The organism is Lactobacillus kimbladii (assembly GCF_000970755.1).
GTDB lineage: Bacteria > Bacillota > Bacilli > Lactobacillales > Lactobacillaceae > Lactobacillus > Lactobacillus kimbladii.
In genome coordinates this window covers 74,098-95,453 of sequence record NZ_KQ034007.1, presented here as the reverse complement: position 1 = coordinate 95,453, position 21,356 = coordinate 74,098, and the positions used below count along the sequence as shown (strand labels likewise).

The window sequence follows — 21,356 nt, the reverse complement described above, 5'->3', positions numbered from 1 at the left end:
TGTCAATGGGATAGATGTAACTACTAATTTGGACAACGCATGAGTCAGTCAACTGTGACACCTAGAGTTTCAGCATAAGCTTCCAGAGCTTTTTCAAAGCATGCTAGAGGAGCTTTAACAGTACCAGCACCAATTTGACCGACACCTGGTTTTTTATGTGCAATACCAGTATTAATAATTGGCTCAATTCCTGTTTCCACAACTTTTCTAATATCAATACCTAAATTTGTACCCTTAAAGTCCCAAGTTGGAATGGTCCAATTAGGATTATGAGTTGTATTAATTTTTTCCATCGAGTTAGAAATTCTCAATGCATCTTCAAATCCGCCGGCACCAACAAATCTGGTTACACCAGGGGCTGCTACCATGGCCATACCACCGACTCCCACAGTTTCTGTAATTGAAGAGTCACCAATATCCGGATTCGCATCATCTTCAGAAAATCCTGCAAAGTAAAGACCTTTAGGAGTATTAACAGGTGCCTTAAACCATTGGTCACCCATACCAGCAATTCGGATACCAAAGTCACGTCCATTTCTAGCCATGGCAGTTACAATGGTTCCTTTTTGGTACTTTCTAGCAGCATCGGCAATTGACTTACCAGTAGCCATCATAATGTTAAGGAAAAATTGATCTGTATCTGCCAAGAATTTAATCACGTCATATTTGTCTTTTTTACTGATATCCAGTTCGGTAATAAGTGGTGCCATTGCACATAAGAAGTTAGCTGAAGCAGCAATATTCCTTTGATGAAATTCATCACCCATTGTAATTGAGCGAGCAATTAAGACATTTAAGTTAAGACCATCATCAGTTTTCTTCAAAGCTTTTGATAAAACTGGGCCTAGAACATCCCTCATCCAAACTAAACGATCAATAACCTCTTGAGAATATGCACCAAATCTTAATACCTTCCCAATACCTTCGTTCAAGGTACAATATGCTCTTGTATTGTCCAATCTGTTTTCAACAATAACTACAGGCATATTACCTGAGGTAATGCCTCCCATTGGTCCTACTGCATGAACAGAATGACAAGGCATTAATTTTACTTCTCCATTTTCCAATAACTTTCGAGCCTCAGATTCATTTTCTGCCCAGCCTTCAAATATAGCCGCACCAACACATGAACCTTGCATTGGACCTGTCATTTCTTTATAGGTAATTGGTGGGCCTGCATGTAACAGCGTTTTATTTTCTGTATTCAATTCTGGGATAACTGTCTTAGCTGGAACCACGTCAACTAAGAAAGGCTTAGCATCCTTAAATCTTTGGATTACTTTATCATTATCTCTATCAATTTCATCATCATATTTTTCTAAGGCATCGAGCAACCTGATCATTCGCTTATTGCCATTAGCACGTGGTTTCCAATTAAATTGAACAGTTTTGCCGCCATATTTGACGATTGATTCATTAAAACTACTAATACCTACATTAATTACTCTAGGTTTTGTGGTTAATAATTCTTTTACATTATCATTAACTTTTGGTAAAGCAACCTTTTTACCAGTATAAGGTACGACTTTCTTATCTGGTTCAGATATCTGTATTCCCTTTAATTTCAAAGCTAATTGAACAGCTTTTGCATTACTCTTTTGAACCAAAACTCCATGATTTTTTAAGCGTTCAACTGTTTCGTCATAGTTTTGTGGATCTTTATTAGTTCCTACAACTGTAGCCACAAAGTAAAGTGGTCTGCCTTCTTTCTGAGCCTTGGCTTTTTCTTCATCAATTACAGGAATTAAAGCACCTGCCATGTCATCACTTGCACCATAACCCAAAACAACATCAAGCAAAATAACACCTGTATGTGGATCTTGACAATATTCGCGCATCTTATTAATGCGAACCTCAGGATCAATCATTGGGTGTGGCTTACCTTGGGTATAAACATCATCTCCCAAGTCAATGACATCATATCCATCTGTTTTTAGAATATAACCTTCTTCTTTAGTCAAATGACCTAAGTCAAGTGCTTCAGAAATTAACATGCCGGCTTCATTAGCTAAAGTACCGCCAGAATATAATCCCTTAATAGTTTTATCTTTTGATAAAGTTTTTACATTAGCTGGTAATTCAACTTTTTCAAAATAATTCTCTTTAACTTTTTGACCTGCTGCTAAGTCAACTGCAATTTTTGCTGTCTCTTCCAATGTATGTGCTAAGTACACATTACCCTCATAATGGGTAGGTCTTTCACCTAGAAAGTCTGCAACAACCGGTTTATTACAGCTTTCAAGGATTTCCATAACTTCATCTCTAACTTCCTTTGCAGGTGGCTTAGATATGACACAAATAACGTCTGTAGGTTCGTGATCTTCTAAAGCTGCAATAGCATCTTTAACAGTAATTGCATCTACTTTGTCGCTCAAATCGCGTCCACCAGTACCAATAGCGTGGATAACACCATTGCCCAGTCTGTCTATAATAGTAGTTACTTCTTGAATTCCAGTACCTGATGCTCCGACAATACCAATATTGCCTGGTGATACAACATTAGTAAATGCTAATGGAATACTTGAAATAATTCCTGTGCCACAATCGGGACCCATCATTAAAAGTCCCTTTTCATGAGCCAGCTTTTTTAGTTTGACTTCATCTTCTATAGAGACATTATCTGTGAAAGAGAACACATTTAAATCATGTCTTAAAGCCTTTTCCATTTCCGGAGCACCATACTCTCCAGGAATACTAAATAGGGCTAAATTTGCATCAGGCATTGCCTTTAGAGCATCATCCCAATTATCTACTGATTCAATTTCATTACCTGAATCATCTTTTTTAGTAGAAAGATCTTCAAGAAATGAATGGACTGCTGGTAAAACCTTATCCATAACTTTATCATTATCACTTCTAACAACTATCATTAAGTCGTTAGGTGATGCAGCTTCAGCTTCTTCAGTCAATAAATTAGTATTATTTAAAATATCCTTGTTGGCTTCTGTACCCATCATTATTTGACTCATCTGAACTTCAGACAAATCATTAATCTTATTTGTCAATAACATAAGATTAATTGAATCTTGATAGTTATCTTTTAAGATCACCGTCTTAAGCATTTTCATACCTCCAATTTATTTATTAAGTTTTACAATTCACATTGTATGGAAGCCAATAAGCGCTTACAATGGTAAAAAAGTAAAACTATTTAGTCTTTTTTTATCCAAATGGATAAGGAAAAATAATTTAAGGAGATTTAGTATGAAACTATACGATCTGTTAGAATTACCTATTTTTAAAGAAAGCAAGCTTCTAACACCAAATTTGAAAAAAAACACTGAGATTAATTCAGTAATGGTATTAGAAGCTTTAGACATAGAAAAATGGTCACGTAAAAATCAAATGATTTTAACATCTTTTTATGCTTTACAGAAATTGTCATATGACGAAGTGAATACTTTTTTTAAAAAGATGGTGAAGATCGGAATTAGCGGTATTATAGTAAAAGTTGATAGACTTATTAAATTGGTACCACGTTGGTTTATAAACTTGTGCTATAAATATAGAATTCCGTTAATCAAAGTTGGTACTGAGTTAAATTATGAAAAAATTTTATTAGCGATATATCAACCAATTTTAAATAATCAATCACTAGTTTTGGAAAACTACTACAAAACAAGACAGAGGTTGATACCTTTAGCTGATAGTTTTGTCTCTTACGAAGTTTTACTAAGAGAGTTTAATAATATAACTCACTATCCCTGCTTGTTATATTTAGCATCAAACTCGACCTATTATAGAAGCAAAGACATGCCTAAAAATGTAGTGATTGATGAAGGGAGACCTTATACGGAAGAAGATTCTGAATTTGTCAAAAATAAATATTATTTATTTAGACTTGAATCATTTGATAATTATCGAACATATAATGCTACAAAAATTGAATTTACAAATAACAATACAACTGAAAATAATTCATTGTTAGTAATTCATGATTCTCAAAAATTAAGTGAATCAGATACAATGATTTTCGAAAATTTTATTGATATTATTCAAAATAAATTACAAACAGAGTATGCCCTAAAGCAAAAAGAATATGCTCATTTTAACAATATTGCAGACACTATATTGCAATATCCTGTTTTAGACGACAGAGAACTCGAAACTTTATTAGACGAAGTTAATTTAAACCATTATAAATATTATCAAGCCTGTGCTTTTTTTACTTCAGATTTGAGCAAAATAGAGCTTTATAATATCAGAACAATACTTCAAAATTGTGAAAGATATAGTATTTATTCTGAACATCGTGATTATATAATCATACTTTTTAATATTGAAGCCCTCTCCAATCAGCTAAACTCAGAAATAATTGAAAAGAAATTGTCTAAATATTTTAACCTTCACGCAAATCTTTCAGTTGTTATTAGCTCAGTCAAAACAAGACGCAACATGCAAACTATTTTAGATGAATGCTTAAAAGCCTTGAGTTTCAATTCAAAAATTTTCATTGGTCACGCTTTTTCAATAGAACACTTAGGAATATTTAGATACTTTTTATCAGTTAAAAATCCTAATGCTTTAAATAAATTTATCCCGCAAAACCTGATAGATTTAAAGAAGAAAAATAATGATTTATTTAGAACGCTAAAAGTGTTTTTTGATAGCAACAAAAATTACAAAAAAGCATCTGAAATACTATTTGTACATGAAAAAACAGTGCGTTATAGGATAAAAAAGATTCAAAATTTATTACACATTGATTTTGAAAATCAGATCGACTTGATCAATTATCAAATTTCAACTTATTTACTTAGTATGGAGAAAAATAATGAAACCTAATATTCAAAAATTATCAAATTCAATGCAATACACTATATGGATGCCTGAAAGCCCAGTTTCTAACATCTTAATTTATTTTCACGGAGGTGGTTTAATATATGGAACACGAAACGATATTCCATATGCTTTAACTAGTACTTTCTTAAAAAAGGGGGTTGAAGTTATTGCTCTAGATTACCCATTAGCTCCAAATTCATCCTTAAATACAATTTTAGAAACTTCTTTACAATCATTCTTAGAATTATATCAAACTATAATTAAGCCACAAAATTTCAATTACATGTTATGTGGTCGTTCGGCTGGGAGCTTCATTATGTTCTTGTTAGCTAACCAGATTATCAAACTAAACACTATTAAAAATCCCACTAAGATTATTAATTTTTATGGCTATTATGATCTCAAAGATAGCAATCGGAGTAAAAAACTAACAGATAAACCTATTTCAAAAGAATTGATTCTCTCAATAAATACAACTAACTTTATTCATGATGACTCGGCTTTGTCCAGATACCCCCTATATTTATATTTAGTAGAAAAAGGTGAGTTGCAAAAAGCTTATGATATCAAGGAAAACAAAGTTAGCAAATATTCAATTACTAAAGAGGAGTTAAAAAAATTTCCTCCTATCTTTTCCGCTGCCAGTATATCAGACAAAGAAGTTCCCTTTAAGTACAGCAAATCATTAAAAGATCTCTCCCCAAATAATGTTTTTTACCCGCTTTATTACTTAGATCACGATTTTTTAAAAGAGATAGACAATCCTCAAGTACAAAAAGTATTACAAAATTTAGAAAATTGGATTTAATAAGCTCACTGATAAAAATCAAAATTATAATTTTTCAGGTTTTCACTTCTTTAAATCTTGATTCAGGAACAGAAAAGTATTTGTTTTAATGTAACAGTATAATTAGTTGCGTAATCAATTCATTATTTCCTATGTCCAACACTTATATTGATAAGGATGTCAAATAGATTCAGGAATATTAACTTCTATAAGAATTTAGTATTGTTGCAAAAATGAGAAATCTGTATATATCAAATAGTCTGACGAAATTTATGCTAGAAAAAAAGTACCAAGCATTTTAATAGCTTAGTACTCAAATTATGTTAAATTCTAATCATTTTTATCTTCAACTTTGTAAAATTTAACTCGATTAATTAAATAGTCAAATAAGAACACACAGATTAAATTTAAAACAATAATAAAGAGTATCAATAGCGGGTGGTCTTCTTGCTCATCTGTCATATTTAACAAATATAAAGTTTCAAAACTAATAGGTGCGCCTTGTAATACCATACAGTAAATTAAGTCATTTTCGACTTGGTCAATAAATGTATCTTCTTTTACTTCAAACCAAGCTGTAGCAATTATTGTCATGATGAACGCACTAATTGACCATATTAAGTTAAAATTCGGCTTATCGGAGAAAAAAAGCGCCATTCCAAATGGACACAACAATAGTAAACCAGCTCTTGATAATTTCATTTTCATCTCATTTCCTATAATCTTTCTTTTTTAAATTATTTTAATTATTATATAATTATAAATGAAATATAATTTTAATCAACAGTATAATCAGTAATTGCGATTAAATCATAAAAAATAATAAGTACTGCGCTTATTCTTATAATATTTGGCAATAAATTTAATTTAATTTTAATTACTAACTTTACACTTAATAGTTATGTACTAACCTATAAGTTATTATTATCATAGATATAACTGAAGTTTTAAGTTAAATTAAAACTGCTTTTTTGTATCTGAAAAAAATTCAGAGAGACATAGAAAAGCTGGTATCTGTGAAAATTTAATATTGCTTTGTGCATAATAAATCTTGGCAATATCATGATTGGAGCTATTAATAATGATCAAAAACCAGACTACGATGAAAGAACAACTGCTAATAGATCATGGCTATAAACATTTATGGTTTATTGTATTAGGCACATTCTTATTGGTTTTAATCTTACCGTTTTTCAAATCTGTTGATTTAAGCATTGGCGCCTTAGGTCTTCTACTATCAGCTTTAGCGGAAGTATTGACAACATTTTTTCAGCACAAACATATTACCTTTATTATAAGTTTGGTTTTAGGTTGGCGATTAGCACTAATAATTTGTGTTATTCTGTTTTTTTATATTATGTGGGCTTCAGGCAACATGCTTTTTATCAAATAATGAATTTAAATAAATATCGCCACAGAAAAGAAAGAGCATCAAAACAGGCAAACCACTTAATTTGTGGTTTGCCTGCTTTTTAGTTGATGCTCAAATAGCAGTGTCCGCTTAATTCATCATCTAGCTAATCGATCTGTTATATTATTCTTTTAGTGTCCCGGTAATTAAAACTAATGAGGTTAGACTTTAAAATCTGAGCGCTATTTATCGTGTTCTTTGTGCCATTCTTTAATCTGTTCCAGCCTCTTTTTAAAGCGGTCTTCATGACCCTGCGAGGTTGGCAAATAATATTCGTGTCCCTCTAAACTCGGTGGCATAGTTTTCATTGTTGTTAACTTGTCTTTAGCATAATGCGCCAGCTGGTAACCTTTACCATAGCCTAAATCTTTCATCAACTTAGTCGGGGCGTTGCGAATTTGCAAAGGCACTGGTTCATCTATCGTCTTCTTAACGTCTTCTTCAGCGGCTAATCTAGCTTTATAAACTGCATTTGACTTTGGCGCAAGTGACAGATAGATCACTGCTTCCGTCAAATGCACATCACATTCTGGCATCCCTATAAATTGACAAGCCTGAAAGACATTGACCGCGACATTCAGTGCATTAGTATCAGCCAAGCCAATATCTTCACTGGCAAACCGCACTAGTCTACGTGCTATATAAAGCGGATCTTCTCCCCCCTCAAGCATGCGCGACAGCCAATAAATTGCCGCATCTACATCGCTGTTACGCATCGATTTATGCAAAGCGGAGATGATATTGTAGTGTTCTTCTCCGTCTTTATCATACAGGACCGACTTTTGGGTAATTAATTGTCCCAAACCGTCCATAGTCACAGCAATCGTATTACCACTTTTGTTGCCGTTTAAAACTGCCATCTCCAGCGTATTTAAAGCAGTTCTGGCATCACCGTTAGCAAATTTGGCAATGGCTTTAATCTCTTGCTTACTGATTTTAACGGTTAACTTGCCAAAGCCATTAGGGTTATGCAAAGCATTTTGCAATAGCTTGATAATATCTTTGACTTCAAGCGGTTTTAAGACAAAAACCTTGCAGCGTGAAAGCAGCGCCGAGTTAACTTCAAAGGAAGGATTTTCGGTCGTGGCACCAATTAACGTAATACTACCGCGTTCAACGTAAGGCAAAAAAGCATCTTGTTGTGCTTTATTAAAACGATGGATTTCATCTACAAATACCAGTGTTTTTTGCCCTACTTCATGTTCGGCTTCAGCCTGCTTCATAATTTTGCGGATTTTAGTAATGCTGCTGTCAACCGCACTAAAATTAAAAAAGCTCGCCTGACTCTGCCGGGCAATTATTTCAGCCAAAGTCGTTTTGCCGACTCCCGGTGGTCCCCAAAAAATCATTGAGGAAACCTGGTCATTATCAATGATTTCCCGCAATATTTTTCCCGGTCCCAGCAGCTGTTCTTGTCCTACAAACTGGTCTAAGTTTTGGGGGCGTACACGGTTAGCCAATGGTTCATTTTGCCCACTATTTGCAAATAATGATTCTTGCTTCATCATTACATCTTCTTTATTTACTTCTAGATACTTACTAACCTAATTATACAAGTATTTGGCCGCTAGCAAAAACAAATGAACGTCTGTTTGCTCTGATTTTACTAACTAGTTTGCGTTATAATTATATTGGGTATAAAGTCACATATAATGAGGTAAAGATATGAAATTTTTCAGGAAAATTGGTCTTGGCTTAGCCGCAACCCTGTTGACAATTAGTCCGCTGCTGCCAAGTCTAAATCATATTCAAACAGTGCAAGCTGCGCCAAAAACACAAAAATTAGCTAAAAACAGAATTACTTTAGTCAATGACGCACCCGTATATAATCAATATGGTCAAAGACTTAAAGCAAGAAAAAACGGGAATTATTCTGTAATTGAAGCAGATGTGAATGGATTCTGTTATGTTTCTTCTTTTGATGTCGACTCCTTAGATTATTACGGCACAATAATGATTAATGGGCAAAAATACTATAAAATTGGTCAAGGAGAATATATTAATGACGGTGATATCAATAACGTTAACGGCAAAAGCTCTAAGACCGGTAAGCTGGTTTTGAATCATAGATCTGCAATCTATACTAAAACCGGCAAACTAAAAGGCAAGACTCTACCAGTTAAATCAGTCGTTAACTATCAGGGTCAGGTTAAGCAAACTCAATCCAAGCAAAAATATTATTTTGCAAAATTTAACGTTTCTGAGCAAAAACCAACCTATTATTACCTGCCGACAAAAATAATTAATGGTAAAGACTGTTATGCAATAGGGAAAAATCGTTATATTAGAGCAAATAACGTTGATAGTATAGATGGGTATCCCCTTATGTACAATGGCGTTACTTATGCTACTGTTCTTAAAAAGACGACAACTCAAACTTTAACCAATGATTCTACCAAGCACGTTCTCAAAAAGGGGCAAAAAATTAAAGTTGATTTAGCGGTTCAACCTTGGGCAGAAGACTTTGAAGGCTATATTTATCGCCTGCACGATTATCCTAACGAATATGTTGGTCAAGGCTACATTAAATTAAGAAACTATTTGCCAACATCAAGTTACGATGAGCTTACATTCACCTATGTAAGGCCTAATACTACGACAAATACTAAATTCTATAATTTTGACGGTACTCCAACAGGTATCAGTTACAGGAACCGTAAGCAAAGCCCCTTGACCGTTGATGGTCTTTATTACTTATGGGTACCTAGCGAAAACAAAGCAGAACTGTTTTATCACTTTTTAACATACAGAATAGACAGAAACTATTTTGTTAATAACGACGGTACTGACCTTAAAAATCCAGAATTTGACAAAAACAATAAACTAATTGAATCGACAGAAGATAAGATGCGTTATACGAACAGCTTTGTCAAAGCTAGTGAAGTTACTTTTGCCAGTGGAATTAAACTTACCCCTCTCAATACTGCTAAAGATGCTGAGAACGATCAAAAAGTAGCAACAGATAAGGATAAGCAAGAATTACAAAGAAAATTTGAGGAAAATAAGAATAACAAGAATGTTAAGTGTGAGCAACAAAGTGCAGTAAGTAATTATAATAACGCTTTGATGATTGCTTCTTCTATTTTACAATCTCCAAAAGCAACGATTGCTCAAGTAAAACAGGCAATTTGGCTACTTGACACAACTAAAATTCAATTAAGTACTTTAAACTTTGCCGAATGGAGTTAAATTAAAAAATAGAGTTAGTCCACTAAACAAGAGTGGTTTAACTCTATTTTTATTGCTTAATTTGAAAACTAACTAAACCACGCAAAAGTTTAGGTAATTTATATAATAAAACAATTTTAAATATCAGTTTAGGGTACAATGATATTAACTTAAGCATTTTTTTGTGAGGTCATAAAATGAAATTTTTCAAGAAAGTTGGCATTGGCTTAACAGCCCTGGCCCTATCCACCACTCTATTTTTGCCATATACTGCTAACTCCCAAACGGTAGAAGCTGCTCAGAAAGCCAAAGGAAAAGTCACACTGCTTGAGAGCGATTATGTTTACAACTCGTCAGGCCATAAAATAAAATTGAAGCAAAATCGGGGTACACATAGCTATAACATTCCTAACGGCTTTAGCGCTGATCCCAAAGGCTATTTGACTACAGAAATGATAGTTTATGATGATGACAGTAGAACCAGTTATCCCTACTACGGCACTAAAAAAATTAACGGACAAAAATTTTACCACTTAGGGCATAACTATTACATTAATAATGCTAATGTTTTAAAAGTCAACGGGCGCAATATCACACAAGGCAAATTGACTATCAAGCACGATGCACTGATTTACACCAAGACTGGCAAAACAACGGGAAAGAAACTAAGAACTAATACAGTTGTTAAGTACCAAGGAAAAGCTAAGACTGCTACTAAAGCACCCAAATATTTTTACTACCTTAATGATGTCGCAAGGTACTTCCAAGCCAAATACGTACCTGCCCACAAAATAAAAGGAAAATATTTTTACTCTTTAGGACATAATAGTTACATTAAAGCAGCCAACGTCGGCTATATTAACGGTCATATTGCTCGCTACAACGGCGTTTCGTCAGCAACTGTTCTTAAGAACACCGCCAGCATAACGGTAAATTATTCTGCCGTTAAACGTAAACTGAAAAAAGGACAGAAGATTAAACTTGATTTAACTGTTATTCCTTACCAAAATGATGGCTTTGAGGGTTATCTTTATAGACTGCACGACTATCCGGATGAATATGTTGATGAAGACGATGTTAAATTGAAAAAGAATTTGCCTATCATTGACTATCGCGACTTAGTTTATACTTACGTTACGCCAGTGACAGACAACAGCGTTGAACTTTATGATACTTTCGGTAAGGCAACTGGTAAACGTATTATAAAGCCGCAATACAGTAATTTGACAGTTGACGGCTTAATGTATCTCTGGGTACCCGAGGAAAACAAGGCGGAACTGTTTTATCATTGTTTAAATTACAGTGACGCTAGTGTGATTGATGCCAACCAACCAAACCCGGTGCCAAATTCAGAGCCAACTTACCCTGCAAAAAAGCAAGCATTATTTTATGGCAATAACTTTATTAAGGTGAACGATGTGAAATACGTCAGCGGGTTAAAGCTTAAAGCCCTGAATACAATTGCGCAGGCTGAAAATGGGCAAAAGATTGCGACAGGAGCTGACAAACAGGAACTGCTCACACTTTTTAATGAAGGAAAAGATCTAGCACAAAATAGCGCTTATCATGATCTTATGTCTAATTATGATTGTGCCTTAAGAAACGCTTCTGCTATGTTAAGGTCTGATAAGGCAACTGTCACGCAGGTAGATGAAGCTGTCTGGTATGTTAAAACCGCTAAAAAGCAGCTGACAACTATGTCTACTCCGCCGGGTGATTAATTTTTTAACATAAAACAAAAAGGCTAATTCGTAATTAAAAACGAATTAGCCTTTTTGTCTTATCTATTTAAGCTTGAACCCTTTAGGCAGCTGTGGTTTTTTGCCATTATACATAACATAAGTTTCTTTGGGACTCTTTTTAGCCGAATGGTTATACAGTTTTAGCAATTGTTTTGCAGTATATTTCTTGCCTTTCGGCTTTCTAATTGTCCCTTTGCCAACAGCTTGGATATGTTTAAAGCCTTTGCCTACTCCCGAACTCTTACGTAAGCGGTAATGCCCAAGCTTGACAACAAAACCTTTAGGATTACCAGCGTTGAGCAAAATTTGACTATTATGGATATTAAAATGACTTAAATCAACTCCAACTAATTTTTTATCGTTTTCAAACATTATAGTTGAAGATTTTAATTTCGGTAAATGCCAGCCACTTAAATTCACATACATCAGATTAGTACAATCATTAAACATCCCAGTTGTACTAGTAACATTAGTCATTCTGAAATGCGAAAGATCTATGCTAATCAAACTCTTATTATCAGTAAACATATAAGTCATGTCTTTAACATTCTCAGTATTCCAGCCATCCAGGTTCAAATTGGTTAAAGAATAATCTCCAGTAAACATCCCCCACATGGTGGTAACTTTTGCAGTATTTAAATGACTTAAATCTAGACTTTCTATAGTAGGATCTTCCGCAAACATTTCCCGCATATTAGTTACATTTGATGTATCTAAATGATTTAAATTTATACTTTTTAAATTAGGATTTTTCGCAAACATTTCCCGCATATTGGTTGCATTTGACGTATCTAAATGATTCAAATTTATACTCTTTAGATTAGGATTTTTCGCAAACATTCCTCTCATGTTTTTAACATTATGAGTATCAAGTTTGGCTAGATTTAATTGCTCTAGCTGTGAAAAGCCTTCGAACATGTATGACATGTTTGTGACATTCGCCGTATGCAATTTGCTTAAGTCAACATCCGTTAAATTAGGACAGTCAGCAAACATATACGACATATCTGTTACCTTATTGGTGTCCCAGTTGTCTAAAATTAATTTTTTTATTTTGCTTGAAGCAAACATATTTGACATCTTAATAACATTACTGGTATCTAATGAGCTAAGATCCAGAGTCTTTACCCCAGTTGTTCCTGAGAACATGTATTCCATGTCTGTAACTTTACTAGTATTGAGTTTGGCAAAATCTAAATTAGAAATATCAGCCCGCTCAAACATTCCTGACATATCAGTCACATTGCTTGTATCAAGGTCAGCAAAATTAAGATTTTGAAGTTTGGTTAGACTAAACATATTACTCATTTCAGTAACGCGACTGGTGTTAAAACTACTCAAGTTAATGCTTTTGGCAATGCAGCCATTAAACATATAATCCATTTTAGTGACATTGCTAGTATTAAAACTGGTCAAGTTAATGTTTTCAGCAGTGCAATTACTAAACATATAATTCATGTTAGTGACATTGCTAGTATTAAAACTGCTCAAATCTAGCGTTGATAGTCCTGTAGACTCAAACATTCTACTCATATCAGTTACTTTATCAGTTTGAAAGTGACTTAAATCAAGCTCAGTCAGAGCCTGATCCATATCAAACAAGCCACTCATGTCAGTGACTTCACTGGTGTCAACTAAGTCCAGTCCTTTAATGTCTTTCAAATTATTTAGCTCGCTAAACTTATATTTTGAATCTGCAGGAAGTTTTACGGGGGAGGCAAAAACAATATGGGTAATATTATTCCCCCAACTCCATTCTTCATTAAACGGGCGACTCGAAAGAGTGCTATTTTTCTGAGTTCCTTTAATTGTCAGGGTTCTGGTAACAATATCATAATTCCAGCTGCAGTCGCCATCTTTGCCTGACCAAATACCCGGTATTTCTTGAATATCATTATTCACTTGATCGCTAGCATCAGGTTTATTAGTTGCAGCAGAAACCGGCTTAACAGCAGCTGCCATTAAGTTCAGACCACAAAAAGCAAGACTGCTGCTAATACCAACTTTTTTAACTAAACTTAAAATTTGTCTTGAATGGTTATGATTCATTATCATGACCTCCTTTTCATTAACTTAATTATAAGCCGTTTCAAACCCAAAATATTGCAAAATATAGTTTTCCTAGTTGCAAAAAATAATGAAAGCCAGGCAAAATCCATTAAATTCACCAGATAAAATAAATTTGAGTTTCATTTTGGGTTACGATAACATTAAATTATAAGCTCATCTTTGTAAGGTCATAATTTGTGAGGTCATAATATGAAACGTTTTAAGAAAATTTGTATTGGACTAACAGCCTTATTATTAACTGCTGGTCCATTATTGCCAAATATCACCAATTCCCAAACAGTAGAAGCTGCTCAAAAAGCCAAAGGAGAAGTTACGCTGCTTAAAAACGATTATGTTTACAATCCGTCAGGTCATAAAATAAAATTGAATATTTCTCACGGCTTTACCGTTCCTGAAGGTTTTAGCGCTGATTCCAAGGGCTACGTGATTACTGACATGGAAATTGATGAATACAGCAATGGCAGAACCAGTTATTCCTACTACGGCACTAAAAAAATTAACGGGCAAAAATTTTACAACCTTGGACATAACTATTACGTTAAAAATGCCGATATTTTAGAAGTAAAAGGCCACAATATTAAAAAAGGCAAACTAGTATTAAGTCACAATTCATTGATTTACACCAAGACTGGCAAAACAACTGGTAAGAAATTAAGAACTGATGCAATTGTCAAGTATCAAGGAAAAGCTAAGACTGCTACTAAAACACCCAAATACTTTTATTATCTTAATGATTTAGACAGATACTTCAAGCCCAGATATATACCTACTCATAAAATTAAAGGGAAATATTATTACTTTTTAGGACATAATCGCTACATTAAGGCAGCTAATGTCGGCTACATTAACGGTCACATTGCTCGCTACAATGGTGTTTCGTCAGCGACTGTCCTTAGGAACACCTCCAGCACAACGGTAAATTATTCTGCTGCAAAGCGGAAACTGAAAAAAGGACAAAAGATTAAACTTGATTTAACTGTTATTCCATACGAAATTGATGGCTTTGAGGGTTATATATACAGATTGCACGATCACCCAGATGAATATGTTTCAGAATACGAAGTTAAACTGAAAAGGAACCTGCCTATTATTGATTACAGTGACTTAGTCTACACTTATGTCACCCCATTAGCAGGCAACAGCGTTGAACTTTATGATACTTCCGGTAAGGCAACTGGCAAGCATATCATGAAGCCGACACATAGTAATCTGACGGTTGATGGCTTAATGTACTTGTGGATTCCTGAGAAAAACAAGGCGGAACTGTTTTATCACTGTCTAAATTACAGCGATACTAATGTGATTGATGACAAGCAACCAAATCCGATACCAGATCAAGATTCAGTAACCCACAGTAATAACCAAAAATTAAACTATGGCAATAACTTTATCAAAGTCAGCGATGTTAAATACGTCAGCGGGTTAAAGCTGAAAGCACTTAATACGATTGAGCAGGCCAAAAATGATCAAAGAATTGCAACGACTGCTGACAAGCAAGAATTACTAGCACTTTTTAATGAGGGCAAAGATTTAGATCAAAACGCTAAATATGATACGGATCTAATGAATAATTATGATTGCTCCTTAAGTAATGCCTCTGCCATAATAAGATCTGATAAGGCAACTATCGCCCAAGTTGCTGAAGCTGTCTGGTATGTTAAAACTGCTAAAGAGCAACTGACAACTATGTCTGTTCCTCAGGGCGATTAAATCTTTTAGACTAATAGAAAAAGGCTAATTCGTACTTAAAACGAATTAGCTTTTTTGTCTTATCTATTTGAGATTGAACCCTTCAGGCAGCTGCGGCTTTTTGCCATTATACATAACATAAGTTTCTTTAGGACTCTTTTTAGCCGAATGGTTATACAGTTTTAGCAATTGTTTTTCCGTATATTTTTTGCCCCGAGGCTTGACAATTGTGCCTTTGCCAACAGCTTGGATATGTTTAAAACCTTGACCTACTCCCGAACTCTTACGTAAGCGGTAATGACCGAGCTTGACAGCAAATCCTTTAGGATTACCAGCATTTTTCAAAATCTGACTATTATGAATATTAAAATGGCTTAAATCAACTCCAGCTAGCTTCTGATCATTAGTAAACATTTCTGTTGAATCATACATTTTTGGTAACCGCCAGCCACGTAAATCAACAAAAACAAGATTATCACAGTCCATAAACATTTCGCTGACCCTAGTAACTTGGCGTGTATCCCAAGTATGCAGGTCAAGCTGCTCCAGACTTTTTGCACCTTTAAACATCCTAAGCATATCAGTAACGTTGGTAGTATTAAAGTGCCTCAAGTCAATGTCTTTTAGACTGCTGTCACCACTGAACATTGAATTCATCCAGCGTACATTCTTGGTATTCCAGCCCGTTAAATTGAGTTTAGCCAAAGAGCTGTCTCCAGAAAACAGCGAGATCATATTAGTAACGTTGCTGGTATCAAAACTGCTTAAATCCAAACTAGTAACAGCTGGATTGTATGCGAACATTTTTTTCATATCTTTAACTTTACTCGTATCAAAGTGACTGAAATTTAGCTGATCCAAATGGGCGAATTTTGCAAACATACCCGACATATCTGTAACATTACGGGTATTAAAGCCGCTTAAGTCAAGTTTAGTTAAGTCAGAACACCCTTGGAACATATTTTTCATACTGGTGACGTTTTTGGTGTTCCAATTAGCCAAATTTAAGTGAGTAACTTTACTGCCCGAAAACATTTCCGCCATATTAGTCACTTGACTGGTAGCAAAACTACTCAGATCAAGACTTGACAAATTTGGGGTACTGGAAAACATATCGGACATATTATTAACTTTTCTGGTATCAAAGTGCTTAAGATTTAGTTCAGGAACTTTTATTCCAGCAAACATACCAGCCATGTTAGTGACATTACTAGTATCAAAATTAGCCAGATTAAGTTCTGCCACATCGCTATCCGCAAACATCTCTGCCATATTGGTCACTCGGCTGGTAGCAAAACTTTTCAGATTAAGATGTTTCATCGGGCTGTTTCTAAACATACCGCTCATATTTGTGACTTTGCTTGTATTAAAACTGCTCAAATCTACTTCTGTTAAGGCTGTGTTGTCAAACATTCGTTCCATGCTAGTCACTTGGCTGGTATCAAAGTGACTCACATCAGCTTTAGTTAGAGCTTTGTCATTAGTAAAAAGCAAAGCCATATTTGTCACTTGACTAGTATCAACTTTGTCGAGACCTGTAATATCCTCCAAATACTCAAGACCGGAAAACTTTTCTGCCGAATTCGGAGCCATTTGAACTGGTGTTTCAAACACAATATGCTCAATATTACCTGACCATTTAAACTGCTTTAAAAACGGTGTGCTGGATAATTGACTGCTCTTTTGCGCGCCACTAATCCGCAGAGTTCTACTAATAACATCGTATTGCCATGTGCAGCTGCCATCAGTGCCAGTCCACAGACCGGCATCAGATGGCAAACCTGTCGCACTAATTGGGACAACAGCAGGAGTTTCTGTTGCAGCAGCTACATTTACGTTTGTTTGCACCGTTACGACTAAACCTAATGTCATTGTTGCAATACCTATCCCAGTTTTTTTCAATTTGATTAAATTGGGTAATTTCATCTTGACACCTCTTTTCTCTTACCCTAATTATACGGGTATTTTACTTAAAACTAATTAATAATTTAAAACTTAAGTTAAACTTTGTCAGCCTTTTATTCATTTATCGTAAGACATGTATTGCTGCACCTATATTAGGTTATAATAAATTTAGTAGAAAGGATTAGTAAGGAGGTAAATCATGAAATTAACCAAAAAAATCTGTTTGGCGATCACGGCTTTGGCATTGGTCGTCACACCTTTTTTAGTAAATTGCAATCAAATACAAACGGTTGCAGCTGCCAAAAGCAGTAAAAAGACCGCAAAGGGTAAAATCACTTTAATCTATGGTGCCCATCTTTATAATAAATATGGGCATAAAATTAAAAACAAGAACAAATATCTGCCCTATGCTCAAGATGATGCCAGTGGTTATAAGTATATCTATAGCTTTAATGCAGATGTTATGAAATACTACGGCACTAGAAAAATTAAGGACCAAAAATTCTATAATATTGGTAATGGTTGCTACATTAGTACGGCGGATATTAAAGAAGTCAATGGTAAGAACAGCAAAAAGGGCAAATTAGTTTTATTACAAAAATCAGCCGTTTATACTAAAACCGGTAACAAGACTGGCCACACTTTACCTAAGCGAGCTATTGTTAAATATCAAGGCAAAGTTAAGCAAGTTAAGTCAAGACCAAAATACTATTATAGTAAATACTTTAAATCAGATAACGATGAGCACTTTTTCTACCTTCCTCTTACAAAAATTAAACGGAAAAATTATTATGCCATTGGTAAAAATCGCTATGTCAAAGCCTATAATGTGGCAAGTTTAGATGGTTATCCTTTAACTTACAATGGGGTTACAACGGCCACCGTTCTCAAAAAGACAGCCACTCAGACTTTAAACGAAATGAAAACCAAACACATTTTAAAAAAGGGGCAGAAAATAAAAGTTGACTTAGCCGTTACGCCTTGGGCAGAAGATTTTGAAGGCTATATTTTCCGCCTGCATAATCATCATGATGAATACATAGATGAAAACTGTATCAACCTGAGAAATTACTTACCAACTACCGACTACTCTGATTTAACCTACAGTTTTGTTACTGCAAAGACTACTGCAAACGTTAAGCTCTATGACGCCACAGGAAAACCCGTTGGGATTAGTTTTAATACTGCAAAGCAGTCTGATTTTAATGTTGACGGCTTATTCTATATTTGGAATGCGGCTACAAACAAAGCGGAGTTGTATTATCATCTTCTGAGTAACAATTTAGACAGAAAAGCCCTTATCAACAATGATGGCACACAACTAAAGGCCCCGGCGACTGACAAAAAATATGGTCCAACCATTCTCACCACCAGTGAAAAAATAATAGCAGCTAACAGTTTCGTCAAAGCAAGTGATGTGAAATTTAGCTGGGGCATAAAACTTTCTCCTGTAAACACTTCATTAGCAGCTGAGCAGAAACAAAAAGTAGCAACCGACAGCGATAAAGTGAAGCTCCAGAAAGACTTTGACTCTGGACAGCAAACTATTAACGAGAGTGTCCATTATGATGCACTTATGCAGAGCTATGACTATGCTTTAGCTAATGCTGCTGTTGTCTTACGGTCGAGCAAAGCGACACTGGCACAAGTAGATCAGGCAATCTGGCTGTTAAAAACCACTAAAACACAGATAAAAACTTTAAACTTCCCTGAATTTGCCTAAAGTTTACTAGAAAGACAAACTAAAAAGGATTAGTTCTGAAATGTGATGTGAACCCCAAAATTAGGTCACACCAATGAGCTAATCCTTTTATTTTACTAAAAATCAAAAATGAAATGATTTTGGTAACTGTGGTTTTTTACCGTTATACATGACATAGGTTTCTCTAGGACTCTTTTTGGCAGAGTGATTATACAGCTTAAATAACTGCTTTGCAGTATATTTTTTGCCTTTCGGTTTTCTAATTGTTCCTTTGCCTACAGCTTGAATGTGCTTAAATCCTTGACCTACACCTGAACTCTTACGCAAACGGTAGTGGCCCAGCTTCACAGCAAACCCTTTTGGATTGCCTGCCTGATTTAAAATCCTGCTGTTATGAATATTAAAATTAGTCAGATCAACCCCCGCTAATTTCTTGTCCTGCATAAACATATCTGTCGAATCAGTCAGTTTAGGCATGTGCCAGCCGTGTAAATTAACTTTAGTCAGATTAGGACATTGAGCAAACATCTCACTTACTTCAGTTAATTTACGGGTGTTCCAATTATGTAAATCAACAGTTTTGAGACTCCGATCATTTTTAAACATCTCATAAGCTTCAGTGAGACTATTAGTTTTAAGATGACTTAAATTAATATTGACCAGCTGCGGGTCGTTTTTAAACATGCGACTCATACTCCTAACCCGTTTGGTATTCCAGCCTTTCAAATTAACCGTCTTTAAGTTGTCATCATCACTAAACATTTCAGACAAATTTTTATTGGACTTAGTATTAAAATGGCTTAAATCTAAGCTGGTAATTTTTTTCATACCAGAAAACATATAGCTGGTGCTAGTGACCTTGCTGGTATCAAAATTACTAATATCAAAATCAGTTAAATTTTCAGCACCCTCAAACATGCCAAACATATCAGTTACCTTGCCGGTATTAAAGTGCTTAATATCCAAGCTGACCATATTCTTTAATCCGGCAAACATAGTGCTCATATCAGTAACATTGGCAGTATTCCAGCCCGTTAAATTAAGTTGTTTTAATGCTGTATCGTTTGAAAACATACCTGACATATTAGTTACTTTACTAGTATCAAAATTACTCAAATCCAAACTGGTCAAATTGGAATCTCCAAAAAACATAGCTTTCATATTTTGAACATTACTAGTATTAAAATTGCTCAAGTTTAGAGTTGTTATGTCCATACTATGAGAAAACATATTGCTCATGTCCGTTACGTTTTTGGTATTAAAGCCTGAGCAGTCGAGCTGTTTAATCATGCAATTATCGAACATTCCGCTCATATTTTGTACTTTACTGGTATCAAAACTATCTACATTAATCGTTTCTGCCTTGGTACCGGAAAACATATTTGCCATATCGGTTACTTTGCTAGTATTAAAGTTTTTTAAATCCAGCTTTTTAAAATTGGCCGCCGCAAACATGCTGTTCATAGTGGTTACATTTGCGGTATTCAATTTACTCAAATCTATTGCTGTAGCAGTAGCATTATTCATACCTAATTTAAAGAACATGTTACTCATATCTGTAACTTTACCGGTATCAAACTTACTAATATCTAAGCTATTAAGGTTCATATCACCGGCAAATAAACCAGACATATCGGTTACCTCACTGGTATCAGCGTTCTCTAAACCCTTAATATCAGATAAATATCTCAAATTAGCAAATTTTTCTTTTGAATTTGCAGACAACTTAAACGGATTTTCAAAAACGATATGCTCAATACTTCCAGCCCATTTGAATTCTTTGGTAAAAGGTGTACTTGACAGTTGTGCTCCTTTAACGCCGCTAATAGTCAGCGTATTAGTAAGGACATCATATTGCCACGTGCAGCTGCCATCCGTTCCAGTCCAAAAGCCTAGCTGATTATTGCCAGTGCTGGCTGCAGCCGGTGTTGTTTTTGCAGTTTGACCGTTAGCAGCAGGTGCAGCAGAAGCTGCCAAAACATTTTGGACCAGATTAGCACCACTCATCATGCCCAAGACTGCGGCAGCCATACTGATCCCCAATTTTGCTAAAATATTTTGCTTGAATTTAGTTGACTTCATTTTTTGACCTCCTTTTCC

The 21,356-nt window shown here is 34.8% G+C and carries 13 protein-coding genes; 7 read left to right on the top strand and 6 right to left on the bottom strand.

Going from position 1 to position 21,356, the window contains the following annotated elements:
• Positions 1-44: 44 nt before the first annotated feature.
• Positions 45-3,062, bottom strand: coding sequence for a bifunctional FdrA/YlbE family protein (locus tag JF75_RS10310; protein ID WP_084605672.1), 3,018 nt, complete (start codon positions 3,060-3,062; stop codon positions 45-47).
• A gap of 142 nt (positions 3,063-3,204) precedes the next feature.
• Here JF75_RS10310 and JF75_RS00900 point away from each other — a divergent pair, with 142 nt between their 5' ends.
• Entirely contained in the window at positions 3,205-4,785 is a 1,581-nt protein-coding gene (locus JF75_RS00900; protein ID WP_046331464.1) for a PucR family transcriptional regulator, read from the top strand.
• Complete coding sequence (locus JF75_RS00895) at positions 4,775-5,590, top strand: alpha/beta hydrolase fold domain-containing protein (protein ID WP_046331463.1); 816 nt, start codon at positions 4,775-4,777, stop codon at positions 5,588-5,590. The genes JF75_RS00900 and JF75_RS00895 overlap by 11 nt, the downstream gene beginning before the upstream one ends.
• 309 nt (positions 5,591-5,899) lie before the next feature.
• On the opposite strand, the gene JF75_RS00890 is transcribed toward JF75_RS00895, so the two are convergent.
• The gene (locus tag JF75_RS00890) at positions 5,900-6,271 is read right to left on the bottom strand and encodes a hypothetical protein (RefSeq protein WP_046331462.1); all 372 of its coding nucleotides are present in this window, start codon (positions 6,269-6,271) and stop codon (positions 5,900-5,902) included.
• Positions 6,272-6,650: 379 nt separating this feature from the next.
• On the opposite strand from JF75_RS00890, the gene JF75_RS00885 reads away from it, so the two are divergent.
• Positions 6,651-6,962, top strand: coding sequence for a hypothetical protein (locus tag JF75_RS00885; RefSeq protein WP_046331461.1), 312 nt, complete (start codon positions 6,651-6,653; stop codon positions 6,960-6,962).
• Positions 6,963-7,162: 200 nt separating this feature from the next.
• Here the strand turns inward: JF75_RS00885 and JF75_RS00880 are convergent, their stop codons facing one another.
• Entirely contained in the window at positions 7,163-8,485 is a 1,323-nt protein-coding gene (locus tag JF75_RS00880) for a replication-associated recombination protein A (protein WP_046331460.1), read from the bottom strand.
• Positions 8,486-8,645: 160 nt separating this feature from the next.
• Here JF75_RS00880 and JF75_RS00875 point away from each other — a divergent pair, with 160 nt between their 5' ends.
• Together JF75_RS00875 and JF75_RS00870 are read left to right on the top strand one after the other, a co-directional pair.
• Positions 8,646-10,169 carry an SLAP domain-containing protein gene (locus JF75_RS00875; RefSeq protein WP_046331459.1) on the top strand — a complete coding sequence of 508 codons (1,524 nt, stop codon included), beginning with the start codon at positions 8,646-8,648 and terminating at the stop codon, positions 10,167-10,169.
• Between the two features lie 176 nt (positions 10,170-10,345).
• Positions 10,346-11,869, top strand: coding sequence for an SLAP domain-containing protein (locus JF75_RS00870; protein ID WP_046331458.1), 1,524 nt, complete (start codon positions 10,346-10,348; stop codon positions 11,867-11,869).
• Between the two features lie 63 nt (positions 11,870-11,932).
• Here JF75_RS00870 and JF75_RS00865 read toward each other — a convergent pair whose 3' ends face one another.
• Positions 11,933-13,939 (bottom strand): BspA family leucine-rich repeat surface protein, encoded by a 2,007-nt coding sequence (locus tag JF75_RS00865; protein WP_052726840.1) that lies wholly within the window; start codon positions 13,937-13,939, stop codon positions 11,933-11,935.
• A gap of 210 nt (positions 13,940-14,149) precedes the next feature.
• On the opposite strand from JF75_RS00865, the gene JF75_RS00860 reads away from it, so the two are divergent.
• A complete protein-coding gene (locus tag JF75_RS00860) occupies positions 14,150-15,670 on the top strand; it encodes an SLAP domain-containing protein (protein WP_046331457.1) in 1,521 nt (506 codons plus the stop codon).
• 63 nt (positions 15,671-15,733) lie between these two features.
• On the opposite strand, the gene JF75_RS10080 is transcribed toward JF75_RS00860, so the two are convergent.
• Entirely contained in the window at positions 15,734-17,575 is a 1,842-nt protein-coding gene (locus tag JF75_RS10080; RefSeq protein WP_052726839.1) for a BspA family leucine-rich repeat surface protein, read from the bottom strand.
• Positions 17,576-17,753: 178 nt separating this feature from the next.
• Here JF75_RS10080 and JF75_RS00850 point away from each other — a divergent pair, with 178 nt between their 5' ends.
• Positions 17,754-19,277: an SLAP domain-containing protein gene (locus JF75_RS00850; RefSeq protein WP_046331456.1), complete on the top strand. Its 1,524-nt coding sequence runs from the start codon at positions 17,754-17,756 to the stop codon at positions 19,275-19,277.
• Positions 19,278-19,379: 102 nt separating this feature from the next.
• Here the strand turns inward: JF75_RS00850 and JF75_RS10075 are convergent, their stop codons facing one another.
• Positions 19,380-21,338, bottom strand: a complete 1,959-nt coding sequence (locus tag JF75_RS10075; protein ID WP_052726838.1) for a BspA family leucine-rich repeat surface protein — start codon at positions 21,336-21,338, stop codon at positions 19,380-19,382.
• Between the last annotated feature and the right edge of the window lie 18 nt (positions 21,339-21,356).

What these genes read in the sequence shown, in the direction of transcription:
- JF75_RS00860 (WP_046331457.1), top strand. Translation starts at nt 14,150, where the DNA reads ATGAAACGTTTTAAGAAAATTTGTATTGGACTAACAGCCTTATTATTA.
- JF75_RS10310 (WP_084605672.1), bottom strand. Translation starts at nt 3,062, where the DNA reads ATGCTTAAGACGGTGATCTTAAAAGATAACTATCAAGATTCAATTAAT.
- JF75_RS00880 (WP_046331460.1), bottom strand. Translation starts at nt 8,485, where the DNA reads ATGAAGCAAGAATCATTATTTGCAAATAGTGGGCAAAATGAACCATTG.
- JF75_RS00850 (WP_046331456.1), top strand. Translation starts at nt 17,754, where the DNA reads ATGAAATTAACCAAAAAAATCTGTTTGGCGATCACGGCTTTGGCATTG.
- JF75_RS00900 (WP_046331464.1), top strand. Translation starts at nt 3,205, where the DNA reads ATGAAACTATACGATCTGTTAGAATTACCTATTTTTAAAGAAAGCAAG.
- JF75_RS00870 (WP_046331458.1), top strand. Translation starts at nt 10,346, where the DNA reads ATGAAATTTTTCAAGAAAGTTGGCATTGGCTTAACAGCCCTGGCCCTA.
- JF75_RS00885 (WP_046331461.1), top strand. Translation starts at nt 6,651, where the DNA reads ATGATCAAAAACCAGACTACGATGAAAGAACAACTGCTAATAGATCAT.
- JF75_RS00875 (WP_046331459.1), top strand. Translation starts at nt 8,646, where the DNA reads ATGAAATTTTTCAGGAAAATTGGTCTTGGCTTAGCCGCAACCCTGTTG.
- JF75_RS00865 (WP_052726840.1), bottom strand. Translation starts at nt 13,939, where the DNA reads ATGAATCATAACCATTCAAGACAAATTTTAAGTTTAGTTAAAAAAGTT.
- JF75_RS00890 (WP_046331462.1), bottom strand. Translation starts at nt 6,271, where the DNA reads ATGAAATTATCAAGAGCTGGTTTACTATTGTTGTGTCCATTTGGAATG.
- JF75_RS10075 (WP_052726838.1), bottom strand. Translation starts at nt 21,338, where the DNA reads ATGAAGTCAACTAAATTCAAGCAAAATATTTTAGCAAAATTGGGGATC.
- JF75_RS00895 (WP_046331463.1), top strand. Translation starts at nt 4,775, where the DNA reads ATGAAACCTAATATTCAAAAATTATCAAATTCAATGCAATACACTATA.
- JF75_RS10080 (WP_052726839.1), bottom strand. Translation starts at nt 17,575, where the DNA reads ATGAAATTACCCAATTTAATCAAATTGAAAAAAACTGGGATAGGTATT.